Origin of the sequence: Mycobacterium sp. NPDC006124, assembly GCF_040614235.1 — a bacterium.
Classification (GTDB): Bacteria; Actinomycetota; Actinomycetes; order Mycobacteriales; family Mycobacteriaceae; genus Mycobacterium.
Window position 1 is genome coordinate 53,136 of record NZ_JBEXUA010000009.1, and the last position, 24,198, is coordinate 77,333.

The window sequence follows — 24,198 nt, forward strand, 5'->3', positions numbered from 1 at the left end:
GCGATGCAACAGGTGGCCGTCGGTGGGGCCATCAGGAGATTGCTGGTCGACTCCGACCCCGGCCGGCTGCGCCTGCGCAGCGCCGCGACGACCACGTTGGCCCTCGTCCTGGCGCTGTCGGCGTCCTACGGTTTCATCACCGTGGCCGGTCAGCCGCTGACGGTGGCCATGCTCGGCACGATCGTGGCGATGCAGTCCGCGGCGGCGGTCAAGGACCGCCAGCAGCACGGCCGCGTCGTCACCACCCTGCTGTCGTTCTTTCCGGCACTGGCCGCGGTGTCCCTGGCGGCGACGCTGTCGCACTTCGGCAAGGTGGCCGACGTCGGCTTCATCGCGGTGCTCTTCTGCGCGGTATGGGTCCGGCGGTTCGGACCCCGTGGCAACGCCCTGGGGATGGTCGCGTTCATCTCCTACTTCTTCGCCCTGTTCCTGCGGGCCACCCCGAGCCAGATCCCGGTTCTCGCGGTCGCGATCGCGATCGGGTTGGGCGCCACTCTCCTGGTGCGCACGGTGATCCTTCCCGATCGACCGGCGGTGGAGGTGCGCCGGCTGGTCCGGGCGCTGCGCTCGGCGTCGACGGCGGTGCTGGACGTCGCGACGAACTGCGACGAATTCGACCTCGCCGTGCTGCGACGGCGTCTGGACCGACTCGGCGAGACCGCGCTCATGATCGACGACTGGCTCGACCGCCACGATGCGGCCCGGTCGCTGAACGTGACCAGTGACGACCTCGCGCTCAAGGTGTTCGACGCCCAGGTCGCGATGGAGCAACTGGCGAGCATGCTGTGGTCCCTGGGCCCCGTCGCGACGTGGCCGAGAGGCCTGCGCGACGCGGTCGCCGCGGTACGGGTGTGTCTGGCGCACCACGTCACCGAGGACGAACTGAGGGTTGCCCGCAAGTGTGCAGCGGCCGCGTCGGACCGGGCCGACCTGTCCGACACCGAGGGCCTTGCGACGGTCCTGGCCTTTCGGGCCGTGCAGGCGCACTTGGCGATTCACCACATCACCACCAGGGCACTCGGCGCGTCGGAGGAACCGGAGCCCGAACCAGCGTCGTCGACCGAGGAAGACGGGGCGACGAAGGGCCTCGACCCCAGCACCAAGGCGGCGATCCAGGTGGCCGTGGCCACCAGCACGGCGACCATCCTCGGCGATCTGATCTCGCCGGACCGGTGGTACTGGGCGGTGCTGACCGCCTTCCTCGTCTTCACCGGTGTGTCGACGCGCGGGGAGATCCTCACCCGCGTCGGGCATCGCATCGTGGGCACCATCGCCGGCGTCGTGGCGGGCGTGCTACTAGCGACCCTGGTGGGGCATCACCCGCTGGTGCAGATGGTCCTGCTGGTGACGTGCGTGTTCTGCGCCTTCTATCTGGTGACCGTCGCGTACGCGTGGCTGACGTTCTTCGTCACCGTGCTGCTGGCCATGTTGTACGGGCTGCTGGGCGACTTCAGCGTCCAGGTGCTGGAATTGCGCATCGCCGAGACGGCGGTCGGCGGCGTGGTCGGCATCGCGTCGGCCTACTTCATCTTCTCCACCGGGACGCGCGCCACCTTCGTCGAGAAGGTCGACGACTACCTGCAGCGCATGACCGATCTGATCGACGCGGCGATCGAGTCCACGGTGACCCCGGGCGGTCAGACCGATCTGGTGGCCGAGACGCGGCGACTCGACAACGCGCTGCAGGCCGTGGTCACGGCGGGTAAGCCGCTTCAGATGGGACCCGCCGTGCGCAGCCGCCGCGGCGTGCAACGACTGCTGCGCGGTCTGCAGGTGGCCAACCGGTCGGCCCATGCCCTGGCCAGGGCCGGGGTGAACGCGGCACGTGCCGACGCGGACACCGCTCCGCCGGAGCAGACGGCGATCGCGCTGCGCGACGCCGCGACCCACGTCAGTGGCACCATCGAATCGGTCAAACGCGTCGTCGACGGGGATGCGGTCGACCCACCGGACGACGCCCCCAACTCGGTGATCCTGGGCGTCGCGGGTAGTTCGGACATCCCGCCGGGTCCCGTGCGCGGGGCGATCCGGGCGCTGAGCAACCTCGACCGTGCGCTGCTCGAGGTGACCGCGCGGGTGTGACGACGGTCAGGTTTGGACCAACGCGAAGATCACGCAGCACACCAGGATCAGTGCCGCGACGGCCAGGGCGGCTCGCTGAGTATGTCGGTGTCGCACGCGGATTCCTGTCTGGTCAGACGAAGTTGAAGCGTTCGGTGTGCACGTGGGCGCCGGGCACCTTCAGAGAGTCCAGGACATCCTCCATGGCGTCCTGCATGGCTCCCGGCCCGCAAATGAAGTACTGCAGTGCGTCATGGCCGACGGGCAGGTGGCGCCGAAGCGTCTCGGCCGTGATGCGGCCGTGCTCCCCGGCCCAGCCCGAGGGAGGATCCTCGACGACGTAGACCACGGTGAGCGTCAATTGCGTTGCAAGATGGTCGATTTCCTCTCGGAACGTGGCGTCGTCGCTACGTGCCATACCGAAGAACAAGAAACACGGCCGGCGCTCGCCGCGGGTGGCGAAGGTCCGAAGAATGCTCATCAGAGGTCCCATTCCGACACCGCCGCCGAGAAGGACGAATCCGGGCCCGCCGTAGTGGTCCGGGGAGAAGACCCCGTGGGGGCCGTCGACGTAGGCACGCGTACCCGGTGTGATCGTTCTGATCGTCCGGGTGAAGTCACCGAGTTCCTTGATGCTCATCTGCAACGCGCTCGAATCGTCGCCGTTGGAGGAGAACGAGAACGGGTGCTGGGTCAGTGCGAACGGCGACCGATTCACCGACAGCCAACCGAATTGGCCGGGGGCAAAACTGAAACCGTCGTGGCCATCGGGTTGCAACGTCACCGTGTAGACCCCGCCGCGTTCGGGTCGAACCGAGGCCACCGTCCATCGCCGACGAGTCCGCATCACCGGGCGCACGATGCGAACCCATACGAACACCGCGAGGAAGCCCGCGGTCATGAAGACCCACAGCACCCGCTTCCACGGCTGATTGACGTAATGGCCGATCAATTCGACGTGCACCAAGGCGGCGACGATCGCGACGGTGGACAGCACCAGGTGCACGCCCTGCCACACTTCGTAGGAGATGCGCAAGGCCGCCCGCCACACCGATGTGACGATCACCGCCAGCAGGCACAGAATCGACAGCGTGCCGAACCGGCCGGCCCAGGGGGCCGTGAACGGATTGACGCGCTCGAGATAGTCCGCGTTCACCACCGCGATCAGGAGCACCGGATGGGCGAGGATCAACGCGGTGGCGAGGTATCCCATGTAGCGGTGGAAGTGCACCAGGGCGTCTTCGCCGAACGGCGCAGCTACGACCTTGACGCGGGCCACCAGCACGAACTGCAGGCCCATCATCGACAAACCGACGAATCCCAACGCGACGGTGAACTCGCGCCAGAACCCACGATCGTCGTCGACGACTCCGATCACCGCGAAGATCAGCGGCGCCACCACCACCGCTACGTAGGCACCGAACCACAGTGGTCCGCGCAGAGCCGTTGGCAAAGCTCGCCTACGCGTCGGAGCCATCCGAGGGATGCGTGTGGACATCTCGAAACCATAGGCAACCAGGGCTGATTGCGGGCGACATCGATCAGGGATCTCGTCGACGATTGCCAGGCGATCGATCAGACGCACGACGTGGACGTCGGCTTCGGTCATGCGCCGACTCCACGCTCGGTCGGTGAATGATGGCCGACCCCGCGGCGACGACAGCTGCGCCAAGGAACATCCCGCCGATCACGTCTCCGAAGAGGTGCGCGCGGACGAACAGCGCAAGGGCGGCGACGAACAGCACGCTGACGACGACCACGGCCGCCCAGGTCGCCTTCGTCGGACGCGACCGCCCGGCGGAGGCGCAGACCGCGATCATGCCCAGCAACGTCGCGGCACCGGTGACGTGGCCCGACGGGTAGGAGTGGGCGAATTCGGCGACCTTCGCCATGTCGAACGGCGACCCGTCGCCCAGCTTGGCGAGGTTGTCGGGCGTCCGCGTCACCACTGCCTTGAATATCTGCTCGACGATCGCGCCAATGCCGACCGCCCCGATCACGACGACGGCCCGCAACGGGGATCTCGCCCGCCACGCCAGCAGCGTTCCGCTCGCCACCCCGGCGATCGCGACATGAACTGGCTTGCCGATGAACTCGAACGTGTGTCCGGCCAGCTCACGCAACCCTCGGTTGCCTCGGTGAAGGTCGACCCAGTTCCACATCGACGTGTCGAGATCGGTCAGCCACACCAAGTTGATCTGCAGCGCCACGAGCGTCAGAACGCTGGCGTTGCCGGCGGACAGCAGCATCATCCCCGCACGGCCCCCACGACGAAGGGCGGCCGCAAACAGAACTGCGGCCGCAACGATCAGTGCGATCTCGATGATGACGTCGACGGCGACCATTGTGCACGACGTCGACTTTCGACGACGACCGGTGCACGGCTCGGACACAAGAAAGGCCCCCCAGTTCTGGGGGGCCTGACCTGCGGTTTCTGGTGGAGCTGCCGGGAATCGAACCCGGGTCCTACGGCATTCCCTCGAGGCTTCTCCGTGCGCAGTCCGCTATGTCTCTACTTGGATCTCTCGTTCACGCGGACGAGACGAGATGACGATCCCAGTCGCTGTTTGATGTCCCCGTACATCCCGCGACCGGACGTATGGGTTTGTCCCTCTAGATGACGCCAGGGTCCGAGTCGAGGGCTCTCTCGGTCTGACGGACACACCGTCGCTTAGGCAGCGAGGGCGTAGTCGCGCTGATTGGAATCGGCGCTTAATTGGTTGCAACGACGCTTACGGTGGTCTCTTGCCTGCACCGGCACGCTTCCCTTGATTCGATGCGCGAAGTCGAAACCGTTCAGCCCCTCGCACCCCTGCCGAACTTCAGCAGGATGTTCATCGTACCGCCTTCAGCACGATTGCCCAGCGATTAATTCCCGCCCGTCGCGGCATTGAGGTGCGCGGCGGAGGTTGCCTTCAGGTGGGTCAGGTCCGAGGCCACCGAGGCGAAGGTGAACCCCTCGGCAAGTCGACGCGCGGCCACCGCTCCCTCGGGGGTGTGAATGCCCGCGGCGACGCCCGCCGCCGCGGCGGCCTCCCGGACCCGGGTGACCGCGGCCTCGAACTCGTCGGCCACCGCGGGATCCTGGGGATGCGCCCCGCCCACGGCCAGCCGCAGATCCGACGGACCCACGTACACCCCGTCCAGGCCGGGCACGGCGCAAATCTCCTCGACGTTGGCCAGGCCCTCGGGCGTCTCGATCATGGCGAGCACGACGGTGTCGCGGTCGGCGTCGGCCGGCACCGGCCCGATCCGCAACTGGGATCGCATCGGACCGTAGGACCGGATGCCGGTGGGTGGGTAGGTGGCCGCGGCGACCGCCCTGGCCGCCCCGGCCGCGTCGTTGACCAACGGCACGATGACCCCGGCCGCGCCGGCGTCGAGAGCCCGTCCGATCGGAGTCGGGTCGTTGGCCTCCACCCGCACCAGACCCACCGGCCCGGCCGCGGCGTCGACGGCCGTGAGTCCGGCGACCATCCCCGAGTAACCGATCAGACCGTGCTGCAGATCCAGTGCGAGGTAGTCCCACCCGACGTAGGCGAGCCACTCGGTGGCCACCGGGCAGTCCAGGACCGACCAGTAGCCCAGGATGCGTTCCCGGTTCCGTAGGCGGGCGGCGAATTCCCGTGCGCTCATGTGGAGATACCTTCCTCAGCGGTTGTAGTTCGGCATGGGCCCCCGCAGCGCGGCGCCGACGTCGTCGCACGCGTCGACGACGTCGCGCTCCAGCGGCCCCTTGGCCACCGCGGCGATGTTGGCCCGTAGGTGTTCGACCTTCGAGCCACCCAGCAGGAGAGGTCCCGCCGCCGGGCTGGACACCAGCCACCGCAGCGCCAGTTCGGTCAGCGGCACGTCGGCCTTCTCGGCGATGAGCGTCAACTGCTCGATGCCCTCGAATATGGCGGTGTTCCAATATCTTTGCTTGTACATCTGCGCCAGTCGCGAATCTCCGAAGCGGCCGTCGGCGGGTTCGTCGTCGAAGGAGTGCCGCCCGGTGAGCAGGCCGCCCCCGAGCGGGTTGTAGACCATGGTCGCCAGACCGGTCACCCGGGCGAATTCGACGTATTCGTCCTCGATCCGGCGGGCCAGCAGGTTGTAGAGCTGCTGCGCCACGACGGGTCTCGGCATCCCGAGGTCGTCGGCGAGGTGGTTGATCTCCGCGATCTGCCAGGCTGCGAAGTTGGACACACCGAGCGCCCCGACCTTGCCCTCGCCCATCAGGTCGGCGACTGCCGAGAGCGTCTCGCCGATGGGCGTGGCCCGGTCGGGCTGGTGCAGATAGAACAACTCGACGTGGTCGGTCCCGAGGCGGGCGAGGCTGCCCTCGACGCTGGCGCGCAGACCCGCCGGCGACAGCGGCGAGTGGTCGCCGGCATCGGGATGCGGCATGCCCGCCTTGGTGGCCAACGAGACTCGGTTGCGACGCCCTTCGAGCAGGCGGGCCAGCATTCGTTCGGTCTCGCCGCCGGCGTAGCCGTTGGCGGTGTCGACGTGGGTGACGCCGGCGTCGAGCGCGACGTCCAACATCGCCGCCGCGCCGTCGAGGTCGACGGTGTCACCGAAGGTCATGGTGCCCAGCACCAGGTCGGACAGCTGAAGGTTGGACACTATGCAACTCCCTGGGCGACGACGCTTCGTGGTTTGAGGCCGACCATCGTGGTCGGGTCGAGCGCGGCAGCGCGCAACGCCTTGGTATATGGCTCGCGAGGATCGGCCAAGACCTCGGCGGTGGCGCCCCGTTCCAGGATCCGCCCCCCGCACATCACCACGATGGTGTCGCTGATCTCGCGCACGACACCGAGGTTGTGGGAGATGAACAGATACGTCAAGCCGGTGTCCCGCTTGATCTCTCGCAGCAAGTCGAGCACCTGCGCCTGTACCGAGACGTCCAAGGCGCTGGTCGCCTCGTCGCACACCAGCAGATCGGGTCCGCTGGCCAGCGCCCTGGCGATCCCGATGCGCTGGCGCTGTCCGCCGGAGAACTCCGCGGGCTTGCGGTGCAGCGCGGTCGTCGGCAGCCCGACGCGGTCGATCAGCTCGGCCGCCTTGCGGTCGCGGGCCTGCCGGTTGCGAATACCCTGCAGCCGCAACGGTTCACCCACGATGTCGACGGCGCTCAGATGGGGGTCGAGTGACCCGTACGGATCCTGGAACACCATCTGGATGCGAGAGCGAAACGGGCGTAGCGCCTTCTCCGACAGGCGCGAGACGTCGACGCCGTCGAACCGGATGGCACCCGAGGTGGGGGTCAGCAGGCGGACGATGGACTTGGCCAAGGTCGACTTCCCGCACCCGGACTCACCGACGACGGCCAGCGTGGTGCCGGCGTCGACGGAGAAGCTGACCGAGTCCAGGGCGCGGAATACGCCGTTCGCGCCCGGATATTCGACGACGAGGTTCTCTACTTCGAGCAGCGGGGTGGTCATGCCGGAATTCCCGTGGGGACGTGCCGCTCGAGCCGTGGCACGGCGTCGAGCAGCTTCTTGGTGTAGGCACTTCGCGGATTGCGCAACAGGTCCTCGGCGCCGCCGCTCTCGACGAAGCAGCCGCTCTTCATCACGAAGATCCGATCCGACATCAGCCGGGCGACGCCAAGATCGTGGGTGATCAAGAGCATGCCGACGCCGGTGCGCTCCTGCAATTCGAGCAGCAGGTCCAAGATGGAGGCCTGCACGGTCACGTCGAGTGCGCTGGTGGGTTCGTCGGCCACGATGAGTTCCGGTCCGGCGGCCAGGGCCGCCGCGATGAGCACGCGCTGCAGCATGCCGCCGGAGAGTTGATGCGGGTACTTCGCCAGTTGGTCGGCGGGCTTGGGGATGCGCACCTGCTCGAGCAGTTCGACCGCACGGGCATTCTGCTTCGTGCGGCCGCGCACCCCGCTGTGACGGATGGCGTCGCGCAGCTGCGCCCCGACGGTGTGCACCGGACTCAGCGCCGTCATCGGGTCCTGCGGGATGAGCGCGATGTGCTTGCCCCGGACCTTCTCCAGTTCCCCTGGCCTGCCGAGGATCTCGCCGCCCTGGAACGTGGCGGACCCGGACAGCACGGCCAAGTCGTCGGGCAGCAGGCCGAGGATGCCCATCGCGGTGGTGGACTTGCCCGAGCCGGATTCGCCGATGATGGTGACCGTTTCGCCGGCGTCGATGTGGAACGAGACCCCGTCGACGGCGCGAATGACGCCACCGGCGGTGATCAGCTCGACCTGCAACTCGTCGACGGTCAAGAGGTTGCCCATCTCAGCTCTCCTTCTTCTTGCGCAGCGAGAACCTGGCCAGCAGTCCGGTCTTGGGGCCTCCGCTGCGGTCACGCAGTCCGTCGCCGAGCAGGTTCACCCCGACGACCAGCAGGGCGATCACCAACCCGGGCAGCGTGACCAGCCACCAGGACGTGGTGACGTAGTCCTGCCCGTCGGAGATGATGCGACCCCAGGTGGCGAAGGGCCGCTGTGGACCCGCGCCGAGGTAGCTCAGGGCGCTCTCGAGCAGTACCGCCTGGGCGAGCAGCAGCAACACGACCAGCGAGACCTGCTTGATGATGTTGGGGATCACGTGGCGCACCAGGATCGCGACGTGGCCGAGTCCCAGCACGTGCGCGGCCGCGATGTAGGGCTTCTCGCGTTCGACCAGCGTGAGCGATCTGGTGAGGCGGGCGATCTCCGGCCACTGTGCGATGGCGATGACGAACGTGATCACCGGGATCGAGGGGCCGAAGAGCGCGACCACCAGGAGCAGCATCATCAGCAGCGGCAGCGACAGCTGGGCCTCGAGCAGGCGGCTGACGACGGTGTCGATCCAGCCCCCGCGGTACCCCGCGAGCGCGCCGAGCGTCAGCCCGATCAGTCCGGAGACGACGACGGCGAGCACGCCGATCGCGAGGGAGACCTGGCCGCCGAACAGCACCCGCGCCAACAGGTCTCGGCCCAACTGGTCGGTGCCGAAGAGGTGACCGTCGGTCAGCGGCGGCAGCCGGCGTCCGGACAATTCGGTGGCATCGGGTGACGGCAGCGGCAGCACCCTGGCCAGCGCCACCGGGGCGATGACGATCAGGGCGGCGATCGAGCCGACCCAGATCTTGACCCTGCTGTCACGGGCTCGTCGGGTGGCGCCGGCACTGGCGACGTCGCGCGGCGTGACGGCCGACGGCCGGGGCTGATCTGGGGCGTCGATCACGGTGGTCACTTGGACGTTCCCTTCCCGAGCCGGACCCGCGGGTCCAGGAGCGGATAGCAGAGGTCGACGAGCAGTTGAACGAGGACCGCGAGCACCGCGGTGACCAGGACGGTGGCCTGGATCAGCGGGTAGTCGCGGGTCTCGAGAGCGCGGACCACGAGCGAGCCGACGCCAGGCCAGGCGAAGACCACCTCGACGACGACCACGCCGTTGAGCATCGAGGCGAATCGGGTGCCCAGCGCCGTCAGGACCGGGATGGCCGAGTTGCGCATGGAATAGCGCCAGATCAGCTCGCGCTCGGACACGCCACGCGACCGGCCGACGGTGATGTATGGCGACGCGAAGGCGCCGACCATCTCGCGGCGCACCATGCGGGAGATGAGGGCGATCTGCAGCACCGCGATCGTGACCGTCGGGAGCACCAGACTCGACCAGGTGGTGAAGCCGGCGGCCGGAAAGACCGGGACGAGTACCGCGAACAGGGTGATCAGCATTAGCCCGGTCCAGAAGTCCGGCATCGACTGACCGGCGATCGTCACCGCGTTGGCGGCGAGTTCGCGGCGGGTGTCGGCGCGGCGGGCCATCCAGACCCCGAGCGGAACGGCCACCAACGTGGTCAGCGTGATCGCCGCAACCGACAGCGTGATCGTGTACGGCAGGCGGGCGAGGACGACGTCGAAGGCCGGCGCCTGGAAGGAGTACGACGTGCCCAGGTCGAGGTGCAGCAGACCCTGCAGGTAGCGCAGGTATTGCACGAAGACCGACTGGTCGAGCCCCATGGTGACCCGGATCTTGGCCAGGTCTTCCGTCGTGGCCAACGGCCCCGCCATCGCGTAGGCGGGATCGCCCGGTGCCAGGCGGATCAGCACGAACACGGTGGTGAGGGTCAGGAAGACGGTCAGAAGGCTCTGACCGAGCCGCTTGAGCACGTAGCGCGGCATCGCTCCGCCCGGCACGCGGAACGTTCCGCGGCGCCGGCCGGCGGCGGTGGGCGCCGCCGCCGGAGGCGGTGGTGCGAGCTGTTGAGTCATCGGCGACCTTTCGAACGCGTTGTTACTCAGCTCACAATGGCACTAGTGCGCGTTTTGCGCAAGAACCATTTCGTTTCTTGCGCGTTGTACGCATCAAGGCTTACAGTCGGACTGTGTCAGCGATCACACGCCGCCCATCCGGCAGCGGCCGCCGACTGCCCCGTAACCCTCAGCTCGGAGGTCGATGGTGACCAAACCCATTCTGGCTCAGCCGTTCTCGCGGAGGACGCTGTTTCGATCCAGCCTCCTACTCGGCGCCGGCCTGGCCGTCGGCACGGCCGCCGGTTGCGCCACGCCCACCGGTCGGCCCGGCCCCACCACGGTGAGCCTGGCCCTGAACCGCTCGCTGGTCACCCTCGACAACAAGCTGCTGCAGTACGACGCCGCGCTGACCGTCCAACGGGCCGTCCGCCAAGGACTCACCGAGATCGACCAGAACCTCAAGCCGCGACTGGTGTTGGCCGACGTCTTCGAGTTGCGTTCTCCCACCCAGTGGTTCGTCCATCTGCGGCCGGGCATCCGCTATTCCGACGGCTCCCCCGTGCGCGTCGAGGACGTCGCCACCGCACTGAAGATGTACAGCCAGGTCAGCGGTTCGTTCGTCGGCACCTTCTTCCCCGAGTGGCCGACGGTGGAGAAGATCGACGACTCCAGTTTCACGCTCAACACCCAACGCCCCATCCCGGTGCTGGACTACTTGATGTCCAACATCCTGATCACCCCGGCGGCGGCCAACCGGCCCGAAGACCTCCAGACCGGCGTCGGCACGGGTCCCTACGTGGTGACCCAGTCCGATCGTGGTTCGGGCACCTACACTCTGGCCCGCAACGAGAAGTACTGGGCCGCAGCACCGCTCGTCGAATCGGTGCGCGTCCGGTTCATGCCGGACGAGTCCAGCCGCGTGGTGGCACTGCGCAGCGGGGAGGTCGACGTCATCGACTCCATCACCCCCGACGCCACCGACCAGATCGCCGGCCTGTCCGGGGTGGCGGTCGACCGGGCCGACGGCGTCCGGCTCAACCAGTTGTTCTACAACTTCCGCAAACCGTCGAACAGTCCGATGGCCGACGCCCGAGTGCGCCGCGCGCTCACCTACGCCATCGACGGCAGGTCCCTGGTGAACGACGTCATGCAGGGCTCGGCGACCGCCTCGCGCGGCGTCATCCCCCTGAGCCTCGACGGGGCGATCGAGACCGGCGAATACACCTACGACCCCGACCGCGCGAAGTCCGAACTGAACGCACTGGGACTCCGCGACCTGAAGATCAAGATCATCTGGGAGAGCGGCGAATTCGCCGCCGATACCGACATCATGGAATCGGTGCTGCAGATGCTCTCCGCCGTCGGCGTACAGGGCACGCTCCAGCAGTTCGAACCCGGGGGTGACATCGCCACCTGGCGCCAGGGCAAGGCCGGCGACTGGGACGTGCTCGGCAACGGCTATCCCAGCCCCACCGGCCTGGCGTTGACGATCCTGCAGGGCATGTACGCCGGCACCGCCGCGAAGGAGGCCACGCGCGACACCTACCACGGGTACCTGTTCCCCGAGATCACCGACGTCATCACCAAGGCCTCCGAGGAGGCCGACCCAGCCCAGCGCGCCGCACTGCTGGCCGACGCCCAACGCAAGATCTGGACGACCTGTCCGATGATGTGGTCGTTCGTCCCCAAGGCGGTGCTGGGCCGCCGCACGCGGATCGACGGGCTGACGCTGCGCCCCACCAACTCCTACGACCTCGCCGCCATCTCACTGAAGGGCTGACACCGTGTCTTCCAGCGAAGCATCCGTTGCCGCCATGCCAGCCGACGGAGTCCTCCGCGGCACCGCGGAACGGGGTCGCCGCGAAACCCTGCTGCCCGCGCCGCGCGTGCAGAATCACGCCGCCAACCTGGCGGTGCTGCCCGACGGCTCACTCGGCTGCGTGTGGTTCTCCGGCACCCAGGAGGGGGTGCCGGACATAGCCGTCTGGTTCTCTCGGCTGACGCCCGGCGAGACGGCGTGGTCGGAGCCGGTGCAACTCTCCGACGACCCGACGAGATCGGAGCAGAATCCCGTTCTGCACGTTCATGATTCCGAGCAGGTGTGGCTCCTGTGGACCTCCCAGCACGCCGGAAATCAGGACACTGCCCGCGTACTGCGCCGAATCTCCCCCGACGGCGGTCGGACGTGGGGCCCGACCCAGACGTTGCTCCCCGAGACCACCGACGGCGGAGTCTTCGTCCGGCAACCGCTGGTGGCGCTGCCCAGCGGGCGACTGCTCCTGCCGATCTTCCACTGCGTGCGCCTCCCGGGGCGCCGGTGGGTCGGCGACCGCGACTACAGCAGCGTCATGGTCTCCGACGACGGCGGCCGGACGTGGCGCGAGGTCACGGTGCCCGGTAGCACCGGTGAGGTCCACATGAACATCGGCAGGCTCTCCGACGGTCGGCTGGTGGCCCTGTATCGAAGCCGGTGGGCCGACCACGTCTACCGCAGCACCTCCGACGACGACGGGGACACCTGGACCGAACCAGAGCCCACCGAACTGCCGAACAACAACTCCTCGATCCAGTTCGTTGTGCTCCCGGGCGATCGAATGGCATTGGTGTTCAACGAGTCCAGCGCCGCCGACGCCACCGCGCGGCGCACCTCGCTCTACGACGAGATCGACGACGACGGCCTGGCCGACGCAGCGGCGCCGGAATTCGAGTCCGTCGACCTCGCCGACGGCGACGACCGCCGGGCCTTCTGGGGCGCCCCGCGGGCCCCGATGACCCTGGCGATCTCCGACGACGCCGGGCTGACGTGGCCGACGCGACGCAACATCGAAGTCGGCGACGGGTACTGCCTGTCCAACAACTCCCGCGACGGGCTGAACCGCGAGTTCTCCTATCCGAGCATCACCGCCGGCGAGGGCGTGCTGCACGTCGCGTTCACGCGCTTCCGGCAAGCGATCGAGTACGTCGAACTCGACGACGAGTGGATCACCTCGGACGACCGATGACCGAAGTGCAGTCGGAGTCGAGACACGCGGTCGTCACCGGTGCGAGTTCGGGCATCGGCGCGGCAGTGGTGCGTCATCTCCTCGAGGAAGGCTGGCTGGTCACGGGATTGAGCCGGCGCGCACCGGACTTCGTCGACGACCGCTTCACCTGGCTGGAGGCCGACCTCGACGACTTCTCGCGACTCGACGCTCAAGCCCGGGCACTCGGCGCCGCCGACGCCGTCGTGCACGCGGCCGGACTACAGCATTCCGCGCCACTCGGTCGCTTGAATCCAGAGCACGCACTGCAGATGTGGCGCATTCACGTCGGGGCCGCCGAGGTCGTGGTCAACGCCATGGCACCCGAATTGCGCGACGGGGCGCGCATCGTGCTGGTCGGCAGCCGCACCATGACCGGCAATGCCGGCAAGAGTCAGTACGTCGCCACCAAGTCCGCGCTCACCGGCATGGCCCGGTCCTGGGCCGCCGAACTCGTCGACCGAGGCATCACCGTGAACGTCGTGGCACCCGGGCCCACCGACACGCCGATGTTGACCGACCCCGCGCGCGCCCACACGCCGCCGAGGCTGCCCCCATTGGGTCAGTTGATCGAACCCCGTGAGGTGGCCGGCCTCATCGGCTTCCTGTTGAGCCCTCTGGGCCGCAACGTCACCGGTCAGGCGATCGTGCAGTGTGCGGGGGCATCGCTGTGAACTACTGCGCGAATCACGCATACTTGCTACCATCAGGTGCGCGTTTCGCGCAATCGATGGCATTGGGAGACGTCGCATGACCGAGCACACGGGCACGCACCCCGCGGTCGTCGTGCTGGCCGACGACCTCTCCGGTGCCGCGGAGACGGCGAGCGCCTTCCTGGGACGCCGCCCCTCGGTCAGCCTGCACCTCGAGTCGGGCATGATTCGCGAAGGCGACGCCGACATCCACGTCGTCGACCTCGACACCCGCTCGCGGACCGCCCCCGAGGCTGGGCAGGCATTGCGCAACGCGCTCACCGCCGTCGCACCCGACGCCATGGTGGTCACCAAGATCGACTCGCTGCTGCGTGGCCACGTCGGCGAATGGGCCCGCGTCCTCGCCGAACGAGGACCCGTCGTCGTCGCCGCGGCACTCCCCGCGCTCGACCGCACGGTCCGAGACGGCGTCCTGCACGTTGCCGGTGTCCCGCTGCATCGGACCCGCGCCTGGCACGCGGAACCGTCGACGCCCCCCGCTGCGGTGTCCGACCTCTTCGCCAATCTCCCGACGACGACGATCGCCGTCGGTCCCGACCTCGTCGGCCGACTCTCGGCGGCCGCCGAGCAGGGCCGAATCGCGGTGTGCGACGCCGCCACCGACGATGATCTGGACGCGATCCTGCGGGCGAGTCGCGCCGTCCCCCACGCCCACCTCGTCGGCACCGCCGCCCTTGCGAAGGCACTGGCGCGCACGCTGCCGATGGCCGCGCCGACGGTAGCTCCCACGGCCCGTATCGCCGCATCGATCCTCATGGTGGTGGGTACTGCCGAACCCGTTGCCGCCGAACAGGTTCGGCGGCTCGTCGCCACCGGCGCGACGCGTCTCACCCTCGACGCCGACGATCTCCTCGGTGGCACCGTGGACCCCGCCGCCCTGGCCGATGCGCTCGATCGCGGATCGGTAGTCGTCACCATAGGCGGCGACGTCCGCCCGGCCCTAAGTGGCGCACTGTCTTCCGCGTTGGCCCGGTTCGTCGCCGCCGGACAGTCCCGGCACAGCCCGGACCTGATGCTCACCGGCGGCGCCACCGCCCGCGCCGTCATCGAGGCCATCGGGGTGAGGACGCTGCACCCGGTCCACGAAGTGCACCACGGGGCCGTCGCCTCCGTCGCCTCCGACGGTCGCACCGTCGTCACCCGCCCGGGCAGCTTTGGTGACGCAGACAGCCTGGTCGCCGTCGCCGCCTACTTCGCGCACCAAACTCCCTCCGTCCCAACTCAACCGAAGGCATACACATGACAGTCCTGACCAGCAAGGCCGCCCTGCCCGTCATCGCGGTCACGATGGGCGACGGCGCCGGCATCGGGCCGGAGGTCATCGTCCGGGCGCTCCTCGACGACGTGGCCACGAGCTTCTGCGACCCGATCGTGATCGGTGACGCGAAGCGCCTCGTCCAGGCCGCCGAGATCCTGGGGCTCGACGTCGACGTCGTCACCGTCGAGGGGATCGCCACCGCGGAGAAGGCTCCCGGCCGCATCAACGTCGTCGACCTCGACTTGCTGCCCGCCGACCTGCCGTGGGGTCAGCTGTCGGCCGTCGCCGGACACGCGGCCTACGAATATCTGCGCGTGGCAGCCGAACTCGCCGTCCGCGGCGACGTCCAGGCGATCTGCACGGCCCCGTTGAACAAAGAGGCGCTGCACGCGGCGGGGCACGTCTTCCCCGGCCACACCGAGCTGCTCGCCCACTTCACCGGCATCGACGAGGTGTCGATGATGCTCTCGACGCCGAAGATGAAGGTCATCCACGTCACGACGCACATCGGGCTGATCGACGCCGTCTCGCGCATCGAGCCCGGCCTCGTGGAGCGCACCATCCGTCGCGGGTACGAGGCGCTGGTCCGATCCGGTGTGCCCCAACCGAAGATCGGCGTCTGCGGCATCAACCCGCACGCCGGGGAGAACGGACTGTTCGGGTACGGCGAGGAAGAGGAGAAGATCATCCCCGCCGTCGAGCGTCTCGTCGCCGAGGGCATGGACATCCACGGACCACTGCCCGCCGACACCGCGTTCTTCCTCGCCGGGCGCGGCGACTACGACCTGATCGTGGCCATGTACCACGACCAGGGTCACGGTCCCGTCAAGGTGCTGGGACTCGAATCGGGGGTGAACATCACCGTCGGCCTGCCGGTGATCCGCACGTCCGTCGACCACGGCACCGCCTTCGACATTGCGGGCAAGGGGATCGCCGAGGCCGGTAGCATGGTGGAAGCGCTTCGCCAGGGTGCCGAAATGGCAACCAGCACAGCACGTGTCGACTAGGAAAGAACGAGATGCCGGTTCGTGGTTCAGAGGCGCGGCGCGCCGAGATCGTCCACCTCGCGCGGTCGAGCGGGCTGGCGAGCGTCGAGGAGCTCTCGGTGCAGTTCGGCGTGACCGCCTCCACCATCCGCCGCGACCTCGGACAGTTGACGTCCCAGGGCCTCATCGCGAGGACCTACGGCGGTGCCATCGCATTGGACCGTCAGCCGGAATCCTCACTGCGCCAACGTGCCCTGGAGGGGTACCAGGCCAAGCACGACATCGCCCGATGGGCGGCCCGGCAGGTCCAACCCGGTGAGACCGTGCTGCTCGACGCCGGCACCACCGTCGGTGCGATGGGCGAATACCTCTGCGACGTCGCGGGCCTCACCGTCGTCACGGCCGGCCTCACCGCCCTGGAAGCGCTCGCCGACGCCGACGACGTCCGCGTCGAATGCATCGGCGGCACGCTGCGTCATCTCAGCCAGGGATTCGTCGGCCCGATCGCAGAGGCCAGTCTGCAGCGCCTCACCTTCGACCGGGCGTTCCTCGGGGCAGACGCGGTCGACGCCGCGCTGGGCATCTGCGAGGCAGAGCTGGAGCAGACCCGGCTCAAGGAGATGATGATCGAGCGGGCCGGCACCGTCTACGTCCTGGCCCACGAGAGCAAGCTGGGCGGCCGGCCGTTCCACGCGTGGGCGCCGATCCCGCCGGGAACCACGTTGGTCACCGACGACTCCGCGACCGACGCACAGACCGAGCCCTTCGCCTCTGCGGGTCTGACCGTGGTCCGCGCACCCCGCTCCTAGACGTCCCCACGCGTCAGCCGCCGGCGAACCGCCCGACCAGCGTCACCACGACGGCGCCGAACAGCAGTGTCGGGCCGACGACCTCGACCACCGTCAGGCCCTCGCAGACGACCGCAAGCACACCCAGCGGTATCGCGGCGACCAACAGCACGACTCGCACCGCGAGGGTCCGCTGCGCGCGCAGCGCCGAACGCCACGTGCGGCTCGGGACCACGCGGCTGAGCCACCCCGCGTATCCCGCCAACGCCAGCGTGCAGACGCCGACGGCAATCCGGTGTCCCACGTCGGGAGTGGTGCCCTGCCCCACCGCGGGGATGCTGATGACGATCACCCACCCCAACACCAGCACGCCCACGGTCGCCAGGCGCAGCAGCCGAGCCAAGGCGATGCCGATGTTGCGGCGCGCCAGGTCACCGAGGTCGGGATCGAGGCGGGCCGCACCGAGGAAACCCTTCAGCGCGGCCGACCACTTGCTGCGGGCGAGGCGGTTGACGCCGATGTTGTGAATGGCCGACGCGTTGCCTGGATCCAGTCGAAGCGCTTCCTCATACGCGCGCGTCGACTCCTCGGACCGGCCCAGCCGGGCCAGGATCTGGCCGCGCAGGACGTGGCTGTCGGCGCTGGCGGGATCCAGCCGCAACGCCTCGCCGATCACCACGAGGGCGTCGTGGGGACGTCCGACCTTCATCAGCATCTCGGCGTAGACGAAGTGGGCCAGCCGGTCGTGGGGCGCAGCGGCGACACCGCGCCAGGCCATGTAGAGGGCCTGCTCCACCCATCCTGCTCCGTCGAGGGCCACGGCGTAGATGCGCATCGCGAAGCCGTACTCGGGTGAGATCGACAGTGCGGCAAAGGCATTCTGGGTGGCAGCGGAATGCTCTCCAGCCAGCACCTGCACCCGGGCCAGGTTGGCCAGCAGAACCGCGTCGTCGGGCGAGGTGACCAGCGCCTGCCGCAACACCTGCTCGGCGCGGTCGAGGTTGCGGGCGTCGGCGTACGCGGTGGCGAGGGCGACCACGCCCTCGGTGTCACCGGCAGCGGTCAACGCAACTTCTTGCGGCGCAGGTAGTTCGCCAGCTCGTCGTAGGTTCCGTCCCCGTTGGCGAACTCGACGACGTTGCGGGCGGTGTCGAACCACGGTCCGGCGCTCGGCCGGATCTGCTTGAGCGCCGCCTCGACGTCGTTCATCCGGACCGGACGCACCTCCCCCGCCCGCAGCGTGTCGGCCATCGCGAGTTGCGTTGCCGTATCGCAGACGTGGGCGATGTCCGCCCCGGAGAAGCCCTCGGTGCGTTTGGCCACGGCCGCGGGGTCGATGCGTTCGACCGGCCGGTCGCGCAAGTTCATCCGCACGATGGCCGCCCGCGCGTCGGCGTCGGGCAGCCCGACGAAGATCATCCGGTCGAAGCGACCCGGCCTGCGCAGCGCCGGATCCACGTCCCACGGCATGTTCGTCGCGGCCAGCACGTAGACCCCGTCGTTGGACGAGGTGGCCGTATCCAGTTCGGCGAGAAGTGCGTTGACCACGACGCGCAACCCCGAACTGTTGCTCAGCGCTGCCCGTCGCTGGCCCAGCGCGTCGACTTCGTCGAAGAACAGCACGCACGGCGCATTGCGGCGCGCCGTCTCGAAGATGCGGTTCAGTGCGCGCTCGCTGTCGCCGAGCCAATGCTGCAGCACGTCGGCGATGCCGACGGCGTAGAAGTTCGCCCCGAGTTCGCCGGCCACCGCCCTGGCCAGGTAGGTCTTGCCGCACCCCGGCGGACCGTACATCAGCAGGCCGCCGCGGGCGTTGACCTTGTAGGCCCGCATCAGTTCCGGATTGCGGATGGGGCCCAGCAGTGACACCTCGAGCCGTTGCTTGACCACCTGCATGCCCACGACGTCGGCGAGGGTCACGTCGCTGCGCCGGACCGCGTCGACGTCGGCGTCGTCGATACCGTCGGCGGACTCGGCCTCACCGTCGACGAAGGCGGGACCGATGATGTCGGACACCTCCTCCTCGGCGGCCGACCAGTTGAACTCCGGCGTCGGGCGCGACGGGGCCGGCTCCGGGGCGGTGCCGGTCGCCAGGCCGGCGGTGCACCTTTGCAACAGGGTCAGGGCAGCGGCGCTGGAGGCGTCCTGCGCCAGCGCCGCGCTGCAATGGGTGAGCGCCTCGGTGAAACTGCCCTGCTGGATCAGCAACTCGACGAGGTGAAGCCGGAGTTCCATGGCGTCGGGAGTGCGTTCGACGGCGGCCGTCAACTTGCGGATCACGGCGTCACTGGCCATTCCGTACCCCCTCCGCTCGGCGCACGTTCGATCCTACTGACGGCCTCTCGACGACGGCGTGACCGGTCACATGCCCTTGGAACGCCTACCCAGTTCGCGGATCACTTCGCGGTCGGCGTCGCGCTTGGCCAGATCCTGGCGCTTGTCGTGGGCCTGCTTGCCGCGGGCCAGGGCCAGTTCGACCTTGACCTTGCCGTCGGTGAAGTACAGCGACAGCGGTACCAGGGAGAGGTTGCCGTCCCTGATCTTGCCGATGAGATTGTCGATCTGACCGCGGTGCAGCAGCAGTTTCCGGTTGCGGCGCGGTGAGTGATTGGTCCACGAACCGTGGTGATACTCCGGGATGTGCAGGTTGCGCAGCCACACTTCGCCGTCGTCGACGGTCGCGAAGGAGTCCGCCAACGAGGCCTGCCCCTCGCGGAGGCTCTTGACCTCGGTGCCCATCAACGCCACCCCGGCCTCGAAGGTCTCGAGGATCGAGTAGTTGTGCCGCGCCTTGCGGTTGGTCGCGACCACCTGGTTGTTGCGGTGCTTCTTGACCTCCGCGGCCGACTTCTTCGCCACCGTTAGCGCCGGACGTACAGCCGCAGGGTGACGTAGGCCGTGACACCGGACATCGCCAAACCGAGGAACAACATGATGGGTGCGCTGAAGTAGAGGACGTCCTTGTAGTCGACCTCGGCGATGAGGTTGGCGTCGTAGAACTGCTTGAGCGCCCTCTCGAGGAACAGCGCCCGCACCAGGATCAGACCCCCGATCGCGATGACGACACCGATGAGTGCGGCCAGCATCGCCTCCACTAGGAACGGCAGCTGGGTATACCAGCGACTCGCGCCCACCAAGCGCATGATGCCGATCTCCGTTCTTCGGGTGTACGCCGCGACTTGAACCATGTTGGCTATCAGCAGGATCGCGCCGACGGCCTGGACGAGCGCGATGGCGAAGGCCGCCGCGCTCAACCCGTCGAGCACCGCGAACAGCCTGTCGATGAGATCCTTCTGGTTGAGCACGTTGAGGACGCCGGGTTGGGCCCGCAGCGCGTCGTCAAAGTCCTTGTGCTGTTCGGGGTCGTCGAGCTTCACCACGAATGATGCGGGAAAGGCGTCCTTGCCCGCAACGTCTTTGTACTGCGGGAACTTCTTGATCGCGTCCTCGTAGGCGTCGCCCTGGTTGAGGAAGCGGACCGACTTCACGTCGGTGCGGTCCTCGATCTTCTTGCGCACCGCCTTGCAGGGATCCCCGTCGCACGTGGGGTCGTTGGCCGAGATGTCGTTGGTCAGGAAGACCTGGCTCTCGACGCGGTCCAGATAGATGCCCTTCGAGCTGTCGGCCAGCCGGACGACGAGCAGGCCGCCGCCGAACAGGCCGATCGAGATGGCGGTCGTCAAGATCATGGCGACCGTCATGGTGACGTTGCGACGAAGCCCTGTTAGGACCTCGTTGACGAGAAAGCCGAAGCGCACTTACCGATCCATTCCATAGACACCGCGCTGTTCGTCGCGGATCAGTCGTCCCAGCTCGAGTTCGATGACTCGCTGGCGCATCGAGTCGACGATGTGATGGTCGTGGGTTGCCATCAACACCGTCGTCCCGGTGCGGTTGATCCGCTCGAGCAGATCCATGATGTCCTTGCTGGTCTCGGGGTCCAGGTTGCCGGTCGGCTCGTCGGCCAGCAGCACCAGCGGCCGGTTGACGAACGCGCGCGCGATGGCGACGCGCTGCTGCTCACCGCCGGAGAGCTCGGAGGGCAACCGCTGGGCCTTGCCCGACAGGCCGACCATCTCCAGGACGTCGGGCACCACCCGGTCGATCACGTCGGAGCGCTTGCCGATCACCTCCAGTGCGAAGGCGACGTTCTCGAAGACCGTCTTCTGCTGCAGCAGCCGGAAGTCCTGGAACACGCAGCCCAACACCTGCCGAAGTCCGGGGATGTGCCGGCTGGGCAGCTTGTTGACGTGAAACTTCGACACCCGGATGTCTCCGTGCGTCGGGGTGTCCTCGGCGAGGAGCAGCCGCATGAACGTCGACTTGCCCGATCCGGACGGCCCGATCAGGAAGACGAACTCACCCTTTTCGATCTTGAGCGAGACGTTGTCCAGAGCTGGCCGTGCCGAGGATTTGTACTGTTTGCTCACGTGGTCGAGGGTGATCATCACGGCACGCCAGTGTAGCCGTGCCGACTTCGGGGGCCGGACTACCCGGGGGGCGGAGGCGCCAGCACGGGGAGCGTGACGCCCGGCAGGATCACCGTCGTCGTCGCGGTCGAGGTGCCCGAACGGTTCGGCACGGGCTGCCCGGGAGAGGTGATCGGAGTCTGGGTCACCGTCGTCGCCGGGAGAGGTCCTAGGCCGTCGGGGTCGACGACGGTCGTCGCGGTCTCCGGCGTGCTCGTGGTGGGCGTCGCCGACCCGCTCGTGGTCTCCGTCGGGCTGGACTCCGTGGTGGTCTCGGTCGTGCTCGTCGTCGTCGGCGTGCTGTACGTCGTCCTGGGTCGGGTCTCGACGTTGGTGCGGGGCACCCAGGTGTACTCCGGGTCCGGAACGAACCCGGGCGGCACGACCTGGGTGGGCTCCGTGACGGGCGGCGTCGGCGGCGGAGCGTAGGTGGCGTGCAGCCACCACGTGAAGCAGAAGGCGACGATGAGGGCGAACGTCGACGTCCGGACCCGACCACCGGGCAGGTAGGCCGGCCACTCGCGTCCCTCGCCTCCCTTGCGGAACGTGAACTTCACTTGTCGTGACCCCCGTTCTGCGGGTCCTCGGCGATGGCGGAGGTCGCCGTCGGCGACAGGGCGCCGATCGTGGGCGACGCTTCGGCCGGGCTGGCGATGCCGGCGCGACGCAGGGCGGCGACGACGAGCACGCGCAGTTGCCGGCCGACCTCGAACTGCTTGCCGGGCAGCGTGCGCGCGACCATCCGCAGGTTCACCGTGTCCAGTTCGATACTCTCGACGCCCATCAGCTGCGGCTTGTCGAGCATCAGGGCGGCCATCTGGGGGTCCTTCATCGCGTCGTCGCACACGTGGTGGAGGACGTCGTTGACCTTGTTCAAGTCAGAGCTGGTCGGCACCGGAATGTCGACCACGGCGCGGGCCCAGTCCTTCGACTGGTTGACGGTCTTGACGATCTGACCGTTCGGGATCGTGAACACCTCACCCTCGCTGGAGCGCAGCTTCGTCACCCGAAGCGTGACGTCCTCGACGGTGCCCTCGGCGGGCAGCGCGATACCCGCGACCGTCAGGGCGACGAGGTCACCGAAGCCGTACTGCTTCTCGGTGATGATGAAGAACCCCGACAGCAGGTCCTGGACGACGCGCTGCGCGCCGAAGCCCAGCGCGGCGCCGAGGACCGCGGCCGGCGCCACCAGGGACCCGACCGGGATCGCGACGATGTCGGTGATCTCCACGATGACCATGACGCACAGCAGCGCGATCGTGACCCAGGAGATGACCGAGGCGACGGCCTGGCGATGCTTGGTCGTCTCCGACCGCACCAGCGCGTCGCTCTCGCGGAAGTCGGCGTCGATGCGGCGCGTGATCTTGCGCGCCGTCCACTGGACGAACCGGGCGGCGAGGATCGCCGCCAGGATCAGCATCACGATCCGAAGACCGCGGGTGATGATCCATTCGCCGATGTCGCCGCGCCAGAAGTCGTGCCAGCTGTCGGCCCAACTGAGTGCCAAGAACGTGTTAGTCGTCATCTTTCCTATTGCGCCAACGGATGCCTGCTTCCAGGAAGCCGTCGATGTCGCCGTCGAGTACTGCGGCCGGATTCCCGACTTCGTAGTCGTTCCGCAAATCCTTGACCATTTGGTACGGATGCAGGACGTAGGAGCGCATCTGATTGCCCCACGAACTGCCGCCGTCGTTCTTCAGCGCGTCCATCTCCGCGCGCTCTTCGAGCCGTTTGCGTTCGAGCAGCTTTGCCTGAAGAACGCGCATCGCAGACACCTTGTTCTGCAACTGCGACTTCTCGTTCTGGCAAGTGACGACGATACCGGTGGGGATGTGGGTCAGTCGAACGGCCGAGTCGGTGGTGTTGACCGACTGCCCGCCGGGCCCGCTGGATCGGTAGACGTCGACCCGCACGTCGCCGTCGGGAATGTCGATGTGGTCGGCGGTGTCGACGACGGGCAGCACCTCGACGTCGGCGAAGGACGTCTGACGCCGGCTCTGGTTGTCGAAGGGGCTGATGCGCACCAGGCGGTGCGTGCCCTGCTCGACCGAGAGCGTGCCGTACGCATAGGGCGCGTGCACCGCGAAGGTGGCGCTCTTGATGCCGGCCTCTTCGGCGTAGGACGTGTCGAACACCTCGACGCCGTAGTCGTGCTTCTCGGCCCAACGGATGTACATCCGCATGAGCATCTCGGCCCAGTCCGCGGCGTCGACGCCGCCGGCGCCGGACCTGATGGTCACGACGGCCTCGCGTTCGTCGTACTCCCCCGACAACAGGGTGCGGACCTCCATGCCCGCGATGTCCTCGCGCAGCTTCGCCAGCTCGGCGTCGGCGTCGTCGAGGGCCTCGGCGCTGCCAGCACCCTGCTCCTCGGCCGCCATCTCGTAGAGCACCGGAAGGTCCTCGAGCCGCTGCCGCAACTCCTCGACACGGCGCAGTTCGCTTTGGGCGTGGGACAGCTCGCTGGTGACCTTCTGGGCGTTGCTCTGGTCGTCCCACAGCTTCGGATCCGACGCCGCGTCCTCCAAGGTCTTGATGCGGTCGCGGAGGCCGTCGACGTCGAGCACCCGCTCCACGGTCGTCAGAGTCGTGTCGAGCGAGGTGATGTCGTCTTGCCGGTCGGGATCCACGGGAGATCAGGTTACCGACACCTCTGCGGGTCTAGCATCGGCTTGGTAACCAGCCCGGTGACCACGCGACAGCCCCTTGCGGGTTTCCGGG

Annotated in this window: 23 protein-coding genes and 1 other RNA gene; 7 read left to right on the top strand and 17 right to left on the bottom strand. The window is 68.1% G+C overall.

The window, feature by feature from the left end; translation table 11 throughout:
* The first annotated feature begins 3 nt into the window (after positions 1 to 3).
* On the top strand, positions 4 to 2,082 hold the full coding sequence (locus ABZ195_RS19015) for an FUSC family protein (RefSeq protein WP_355220466.1): 2,079 nt from the start codon (positions 4 to 6) through the stop codon (positions 2,080 to 2,082).
* A gap of 112 nt (positions 2,083 to 2,194) precedes the next feature.
* Here the strand turns inward: ABZ195_RS19015 and ABZ195_RS19020 are convergent, their stop codons facing one another.
* The 9 genes from ABZ195_RS19020 to ABZ195_RS19060 form a co-directional block, all read right to left on the bottom strand.
* A complete protein-coding gene (locus ABZ195_RS19020) occupies positions 2,195 to 3,559 on the bottom strand; it encodes a ferric reductase-like transmembrane domain-containing protein (protein ID WP_355220468.1) in 1,365 nt (454 codons plus the stop codon).
* A gap of 43 nt (positions 3,560 to 3,602) precedes the next feature.
* Positions 3,603 to 4,406 (bottom strand): phosphatase PAP2 family protein, encoded by an 804-nt coding sequence (locus ABZ195_RS19025; RefSeq protein ID WP_355220470.1) that lies wholly within the window; start codon positions 4,404 to 4,406, stop codon positions 3,603 to 3,605.
* Between the two features lie 90 nt (positions 4,407 to 4,496).
* Positions 4,497 to 4,865: a transfer-messenger RNA gene (gene ssrA / locus ABZ195_RS19030) on the bottom strand.
* 64 nt (positions 4,866 to 4,929) lie between these two features.
* Positions 4,930 to 5,697 carry an aldolase/citrate lyase family protein gene (locus ABZ195_RS19035; RefSeq protein ID WP_355220472.1) on the bottom strand — a complete coding sequence of 256 codons (768 nt, stop codon included), beginning with the start codon at positions 5,695 to 5,697 and terminating at the stop codon, positions 4,930 to 4,932.
* Positions 5,698 to 5,712: 15 nt separating this feature from the next.
* Positions 5,713 to 6,669 carry an aldo/keto reductase gene (locus ABZ195_RS19040; RefSeq protein ID WP_355220474.1) on the bottom strand — a complete coding sequence of 319 codons (957 nt, stop codon included), beginning with the start codon at positions 6,667 to 6,669 and terminating at the stop codon, positions 5,713 to 5,715.
* The gene (locus ABZ195_RS19045; RefSeq protein WP_355220476.1) at positions 6,669 to 7,487 is read right to left on the bottom strand and encodes an ATP-binding cassette domain-containing protein; all 819 of its coding nucleotides are present in this window, start codon (positions 7,485 to 7,487) and stop codon (positions 6,669 to 6,671) included. The genes ABZ195_RS19040 and ABZ195_RS19045 overlap by 1 nt, the downstream gene beginning before the upstream one ends.
* Positions 7,484 to 8,296, bottom strand: a complete 813-nt coding sequence (locus ABZ195_RS19050) for an ABC transporter ATP-binding protein (protein ID WP_355220478.1) — start codon at positions 8,294 to 8,296, stop codon at positions 7,484 to 7,486. The genes ABZ195_RS19045 and ABZ195_RS19050 overlap by 4 nt, the downstream gene beginning before the upstream one ends.
* Position 8,297: 1 nt before the next feature.
* On the bottom strand, positions 8,298 to 9,239 hold the full coding sequence (locus ABZ195_RS19055) for an ABC transporter permease (RefSeq protein ID WP_355220480.1): 942 nt from the start codon (positions 9,237 to 9,239) through the stop codon (positions 8,298 to 8,300).
* Entirely contained in the window at positions 9,236 to 10,171 is a 936-nt protein-coding gene (locus ABZ195_RS19060; protein ID WP_355220676.1) for an ABC transporter permease, read from the bottom strand. Before ABZ195_RS19060 ends, ABZ195_RS19055 begins: the two co-directional genes overlap by 4 nt.
* A gap of 274 nt (positions 10,172 to 10,445) precedes the next feature.
* Between ABZ195_RS19060 and ABZ195_RS19065 the strand changes: the two genes are divergently transcribed.
* From ABZ195_RS19065 to ABZ195_RS19090, 6 genes are all read left to right on the top strand, one after another.
* Complete coding sequence (locus ABZ195_RS19065) at positions 10,446 to 12,023, top strand: ABC transporter substrate-binding protein (protein WP_355220482.1); 1,578 nt, start codon at positions 10,446 to 10,448, stop codon at positions 12,021 to 12,023.
* Positions 12,024 to 12,057: 34 nt separating this feature from the next.
* Positions 12,058 to 13,245: an exo-alpha-sialidase gene (locus ABZ195_RS19070; RefSeq protein WP_355220484.1), complete on the top strand. Its 1,188-nt coding sequence runs from the start codon at positions 12,058 to 12,060 to the stop codon at positions 13,243 to 13,245.
* On the top strand, positions 13,242 to 13,937 hold the full coding sequence (locus ABZ195_RS19075) for an SDR family oxidoreductase (protein WP_355220486.1): 696 nt from the start codon (positions 13,242 to 13,244) through the stop codon (positions 13,935 to 13,937). Before ABZ195_RS19070 ends, ABZ195_RS19075 begins: the two co-directional genes overlap by 4 nt.
* A gap of 76 nt (positions 13,938 to 14,013) precedes the next feature.
* Complete coding sequence (locus ABZ195_RS19080) at positions 14,014 to 15,219, top strand: four-carbon acid sugar kinase family protein (RefSeq protein ID WP_355220488.1); 1,206 nt, start codon at positions 14,014 to 14,016, stop codon at positions 15,217 to 15,219.
* On the top strand, positions 15,216 to 16,241 hold the full coding sequence (gene pdxA / locus ABZ195_RS19085; RefSeq protein WP_355220490.1) for a 4-hydroxythreonine-4-phosphate dehydrogenase PdxA: 1,026 nt from the start codon (positions 15,216 to 15,218) through the stop codon (positions 16,239 to 16,241). Before ABZ195_RS19080 ends, pdxA begins: the two co-directional genes overlap by 4 nt.
* A gap of 11 nt (positions 16,242 to 16,252) precedes the next feature.
* A complete protein-coding gene (locus ABZ195_RS19090; protein ID WP_355220492.1) occupies positions 16,253 to 17,029 on the top strand; it encodes a DeoR/GlpR family DNA-binding transcription regulator in 777 nt (258 codons plus the stop codon).
* A gap of 13 nt (positions 17,030 to 17,042) precedes the next feature.
* Here the strand turns inward: ABZ195_RS19090 and ABZ195_RS19095 are convergent, their stop codons facing one another.
* The 8 genes from ABZ195_RS19095 to prfB all read right to left on the bottom strand — a co-directional run bounded on the left by ABZ195_RS19095 (position 17,043) and on the right by prfB (position 24,107).
* The gene (locus ABZ195_RS19095; protein WP_355220494.1) at positions 17,043 to 18,074 is read right to left on the bottom strand and encodes a tetratricopeptide repeat protein; all 1,032 of its coding nucleotides are present in this window, start codon (positions 18,072 to 18,074) and stop codon (positions 17,043 to 17,045) included.
* On the bottom strand, positions 18,071 to 19,303 hold the full coding sequence (locus tag ABZ195_RS19100; protein ID WP_355220496.1) for an AAA family ATPase: 1,233 nt from the start codon (positions 19,301 to 19,303) through the stop codon (positions 18,071 to 18,073). The genes ABZ195_RS19095 and ABZ195_RS19100 overlap by 4 nt, the downstream gene beginning before the upstream one ends.
* Positions 19,304 to 19,369: 66 nt before the next feature.
* Positions 19,370 to 19,867, bottom strand: coding sequence for an SsrA-binding protein SmpB (gene smpB / locus ABZ195_RS19105; protein WP_355220498.1), 498 nt, complete (start codon positions 19,865 to 19,867; stop codon positions 19,370 to 19,372).
* Positions 19,868 to 19,869: 2 nt separating this feature from the next.
* Positions 19,870 to 20,766 (bottom strand): permease-like cell division protein FtsX, encoded by an 897-nt coding sequence (gene ftsX / locus ABZ195_RS19110; RefSeq protein ID WP_355220500.1) that lies wholly within the window; start codon positions 20,764 to 20,766, stop codon positions 19,870 to 19,872.
* Complete coding sequence (ftsE, locus tag ABZ195_RS19115) at positions 20,767 to 21,456, bottom strand: cell division ATP-binding protein FtsE (protein WP_355220678.1); 690 nt, start codon at positions 21,454 to 21,456, stop codon at positions 20,767 to 20,769.
* Positions 21,457 to 21,497: 41 nt separating this feature from the next.
* The gene (locus ABZ195_RS19120) at positions 21,498 to 22,034 is read right to left on the bottom strand and encodes a hypothetical protein (protein WP_355220502.1); all 537 of its coding nucleotides are present in this window, start codon (positions 22,032 to 22,034) and stop codon (positions 21,498 to 21,500) included.
* The gene (locus tag ABZ195_RS19125) at positions 22,031 to 23,002 is read right to left on the bottom strand and encodes a mechanosensitive ion channel family protein (protein ID WP_355220504.1); all 972 of its coding nucleotides are present in this window, start codon (positions 23,000 to 23,002) and stop codon (positions 22,031 to 22,033) included. The genes ABZ195_RS19120 and ABZ195_RS19125 overlap by 4 nt, the downstream gene beginning before the upstream one ends.
* Positions 22,992 to 24,107 carry a peptide chain release factor 2 gene (gene prfB, locus ABZ195_RS19130; protein WP_355220506.1) on the bottom strand — a complete coding sequence of 372 codons (1,116 nt, stop codon included), beginning with the start codon at positions 24,105 to 24,107 and terminating at the stop codon, positions 22,992 to 22,994. Before prfB ends, ABZ195_RS19125 begins: the two co-directional genes overlap by 11 nt.
* Positions 24,108 to 24,198 lie beyond the last annotated feature (91 nt).

Excerpts from the sequence above, each read along its gene's own strand:
- ABZ195_RS19015 (WP_355220466.1), top strand. The coding sequence starts at position 4 with ATGCAACAGGTGGCCGTCGGTGGGGCCATCAGGAGATTGCTGGTCGAC.
- ABZ195_RS19020 (WP_355220468.1), bottom strand. The coding sequence starts at position 3,559 with ATGTCCACACGCATCCCTCGGATGGCTCCGACGCGTAGGCGAGCTTTG.
- ABZ195_RS19025 (WP_355220470.1), bottom strand. The coding sequence starts at position 4,406 with ATGGTCGCCGTCGACGTCATCATCGAGATCGCACTGATCGTTGCGGCC.
- ABZ195_RS19035 (WP_355220472.1), bottom strand. The coding sequence starts at position 5,697 with ATGAGCGCACGGGAATTCGCCGCCCGCCTACGGAACCGGGAACGCATC.
- ABZ195_RS19045 (WP_355220476.1), bottom strand. The coding sequence starts at position 7,487 with ATGACCACCCCGCTGCTCGAAGTAGAGAACCTCGTCGTCGAATATCCG.
- ABZ195_RS19050 (WP_355220478.1), bottom strand. The coding sequence starts at position 8,296 with ATGGGCAACCTCTTGACCGTCGACGAGTTGCAGGTCGAGCTGATCACC.
- ABZ195_RS19060 (WP_355220676.1), bottom strand. The coding sequence starts at position 10,171 with ATGCCGCGCTACGTGCTCAAGCGGCTCGGTCAGAGCCTTCTGACCGTC.
- ABZ195_RS19065 (WP_355220482.1), top strand. The coding sequence starts at position 10,446 with ATGGTGACCAAACCCATTCTGGCTCAGCCGTTCTCGCGGAGGACGCTG.
- ABZ195_RS19070 (WP_355220484.1), top strand. The coding sequence starts at position 12,058 with ATGCCAGCCGACGGAGTCCTCCGCGGCACCGCGGAACGGGGTCGCCGC.
- ABZ195_RS19075 (WP_355220486.1), top strand. The coding sequence starts at position 13,242 with ATGACCGAAGTGCAGTCGGAGTCGAGACACGCGGTCGTCACCGGTGCG.
- ABZ195_RS19080 (WP_355220488.1), top strand. The coding sequence starts at position 14,014 with ATGACCGAGCACACGGGCACGCACCCCGCGGTCGTCGTGCTGGCCGAC.
- pdxA (WP_355220490.1), top strand. The coding sequence starts at position 15,216 with ATGACAGTCCTGACCAGCAAGGCCGCCCTGCCCGTCATCGCGGTCACG.
- ABZ195_RS19090 (WP_355220492.1), top strand. The coding sequence starts at position 16,253 with ATGCCGGTTCGTGGTTCAGAGGCGCGGCGCGCCGAGATCGTCCACCTC.
- ABZ195_RS19100 (WP_355220496.1), bottom strand. The coding sequence starts at position 19,303 with ATGGCCAGTGACGCCGTGATCCGCAAGTTGACGGCCGCCGTCGAACGC.
- ftsE (WP_355220678.1), bottom strand. The coding sequence starts at position 21,456 with ATGATCACCCTCGACCACGTGAGCAAACAGTACAAATCCTCGGCACGG.
- ABZ195_RS19125 (WP_355220504.1), bottom strand. The coding sequence starts at position 23,002 with ATGACGACTAACACGTTCTTGGCACTCAGTTGGGCCGACAGCTGGCAC.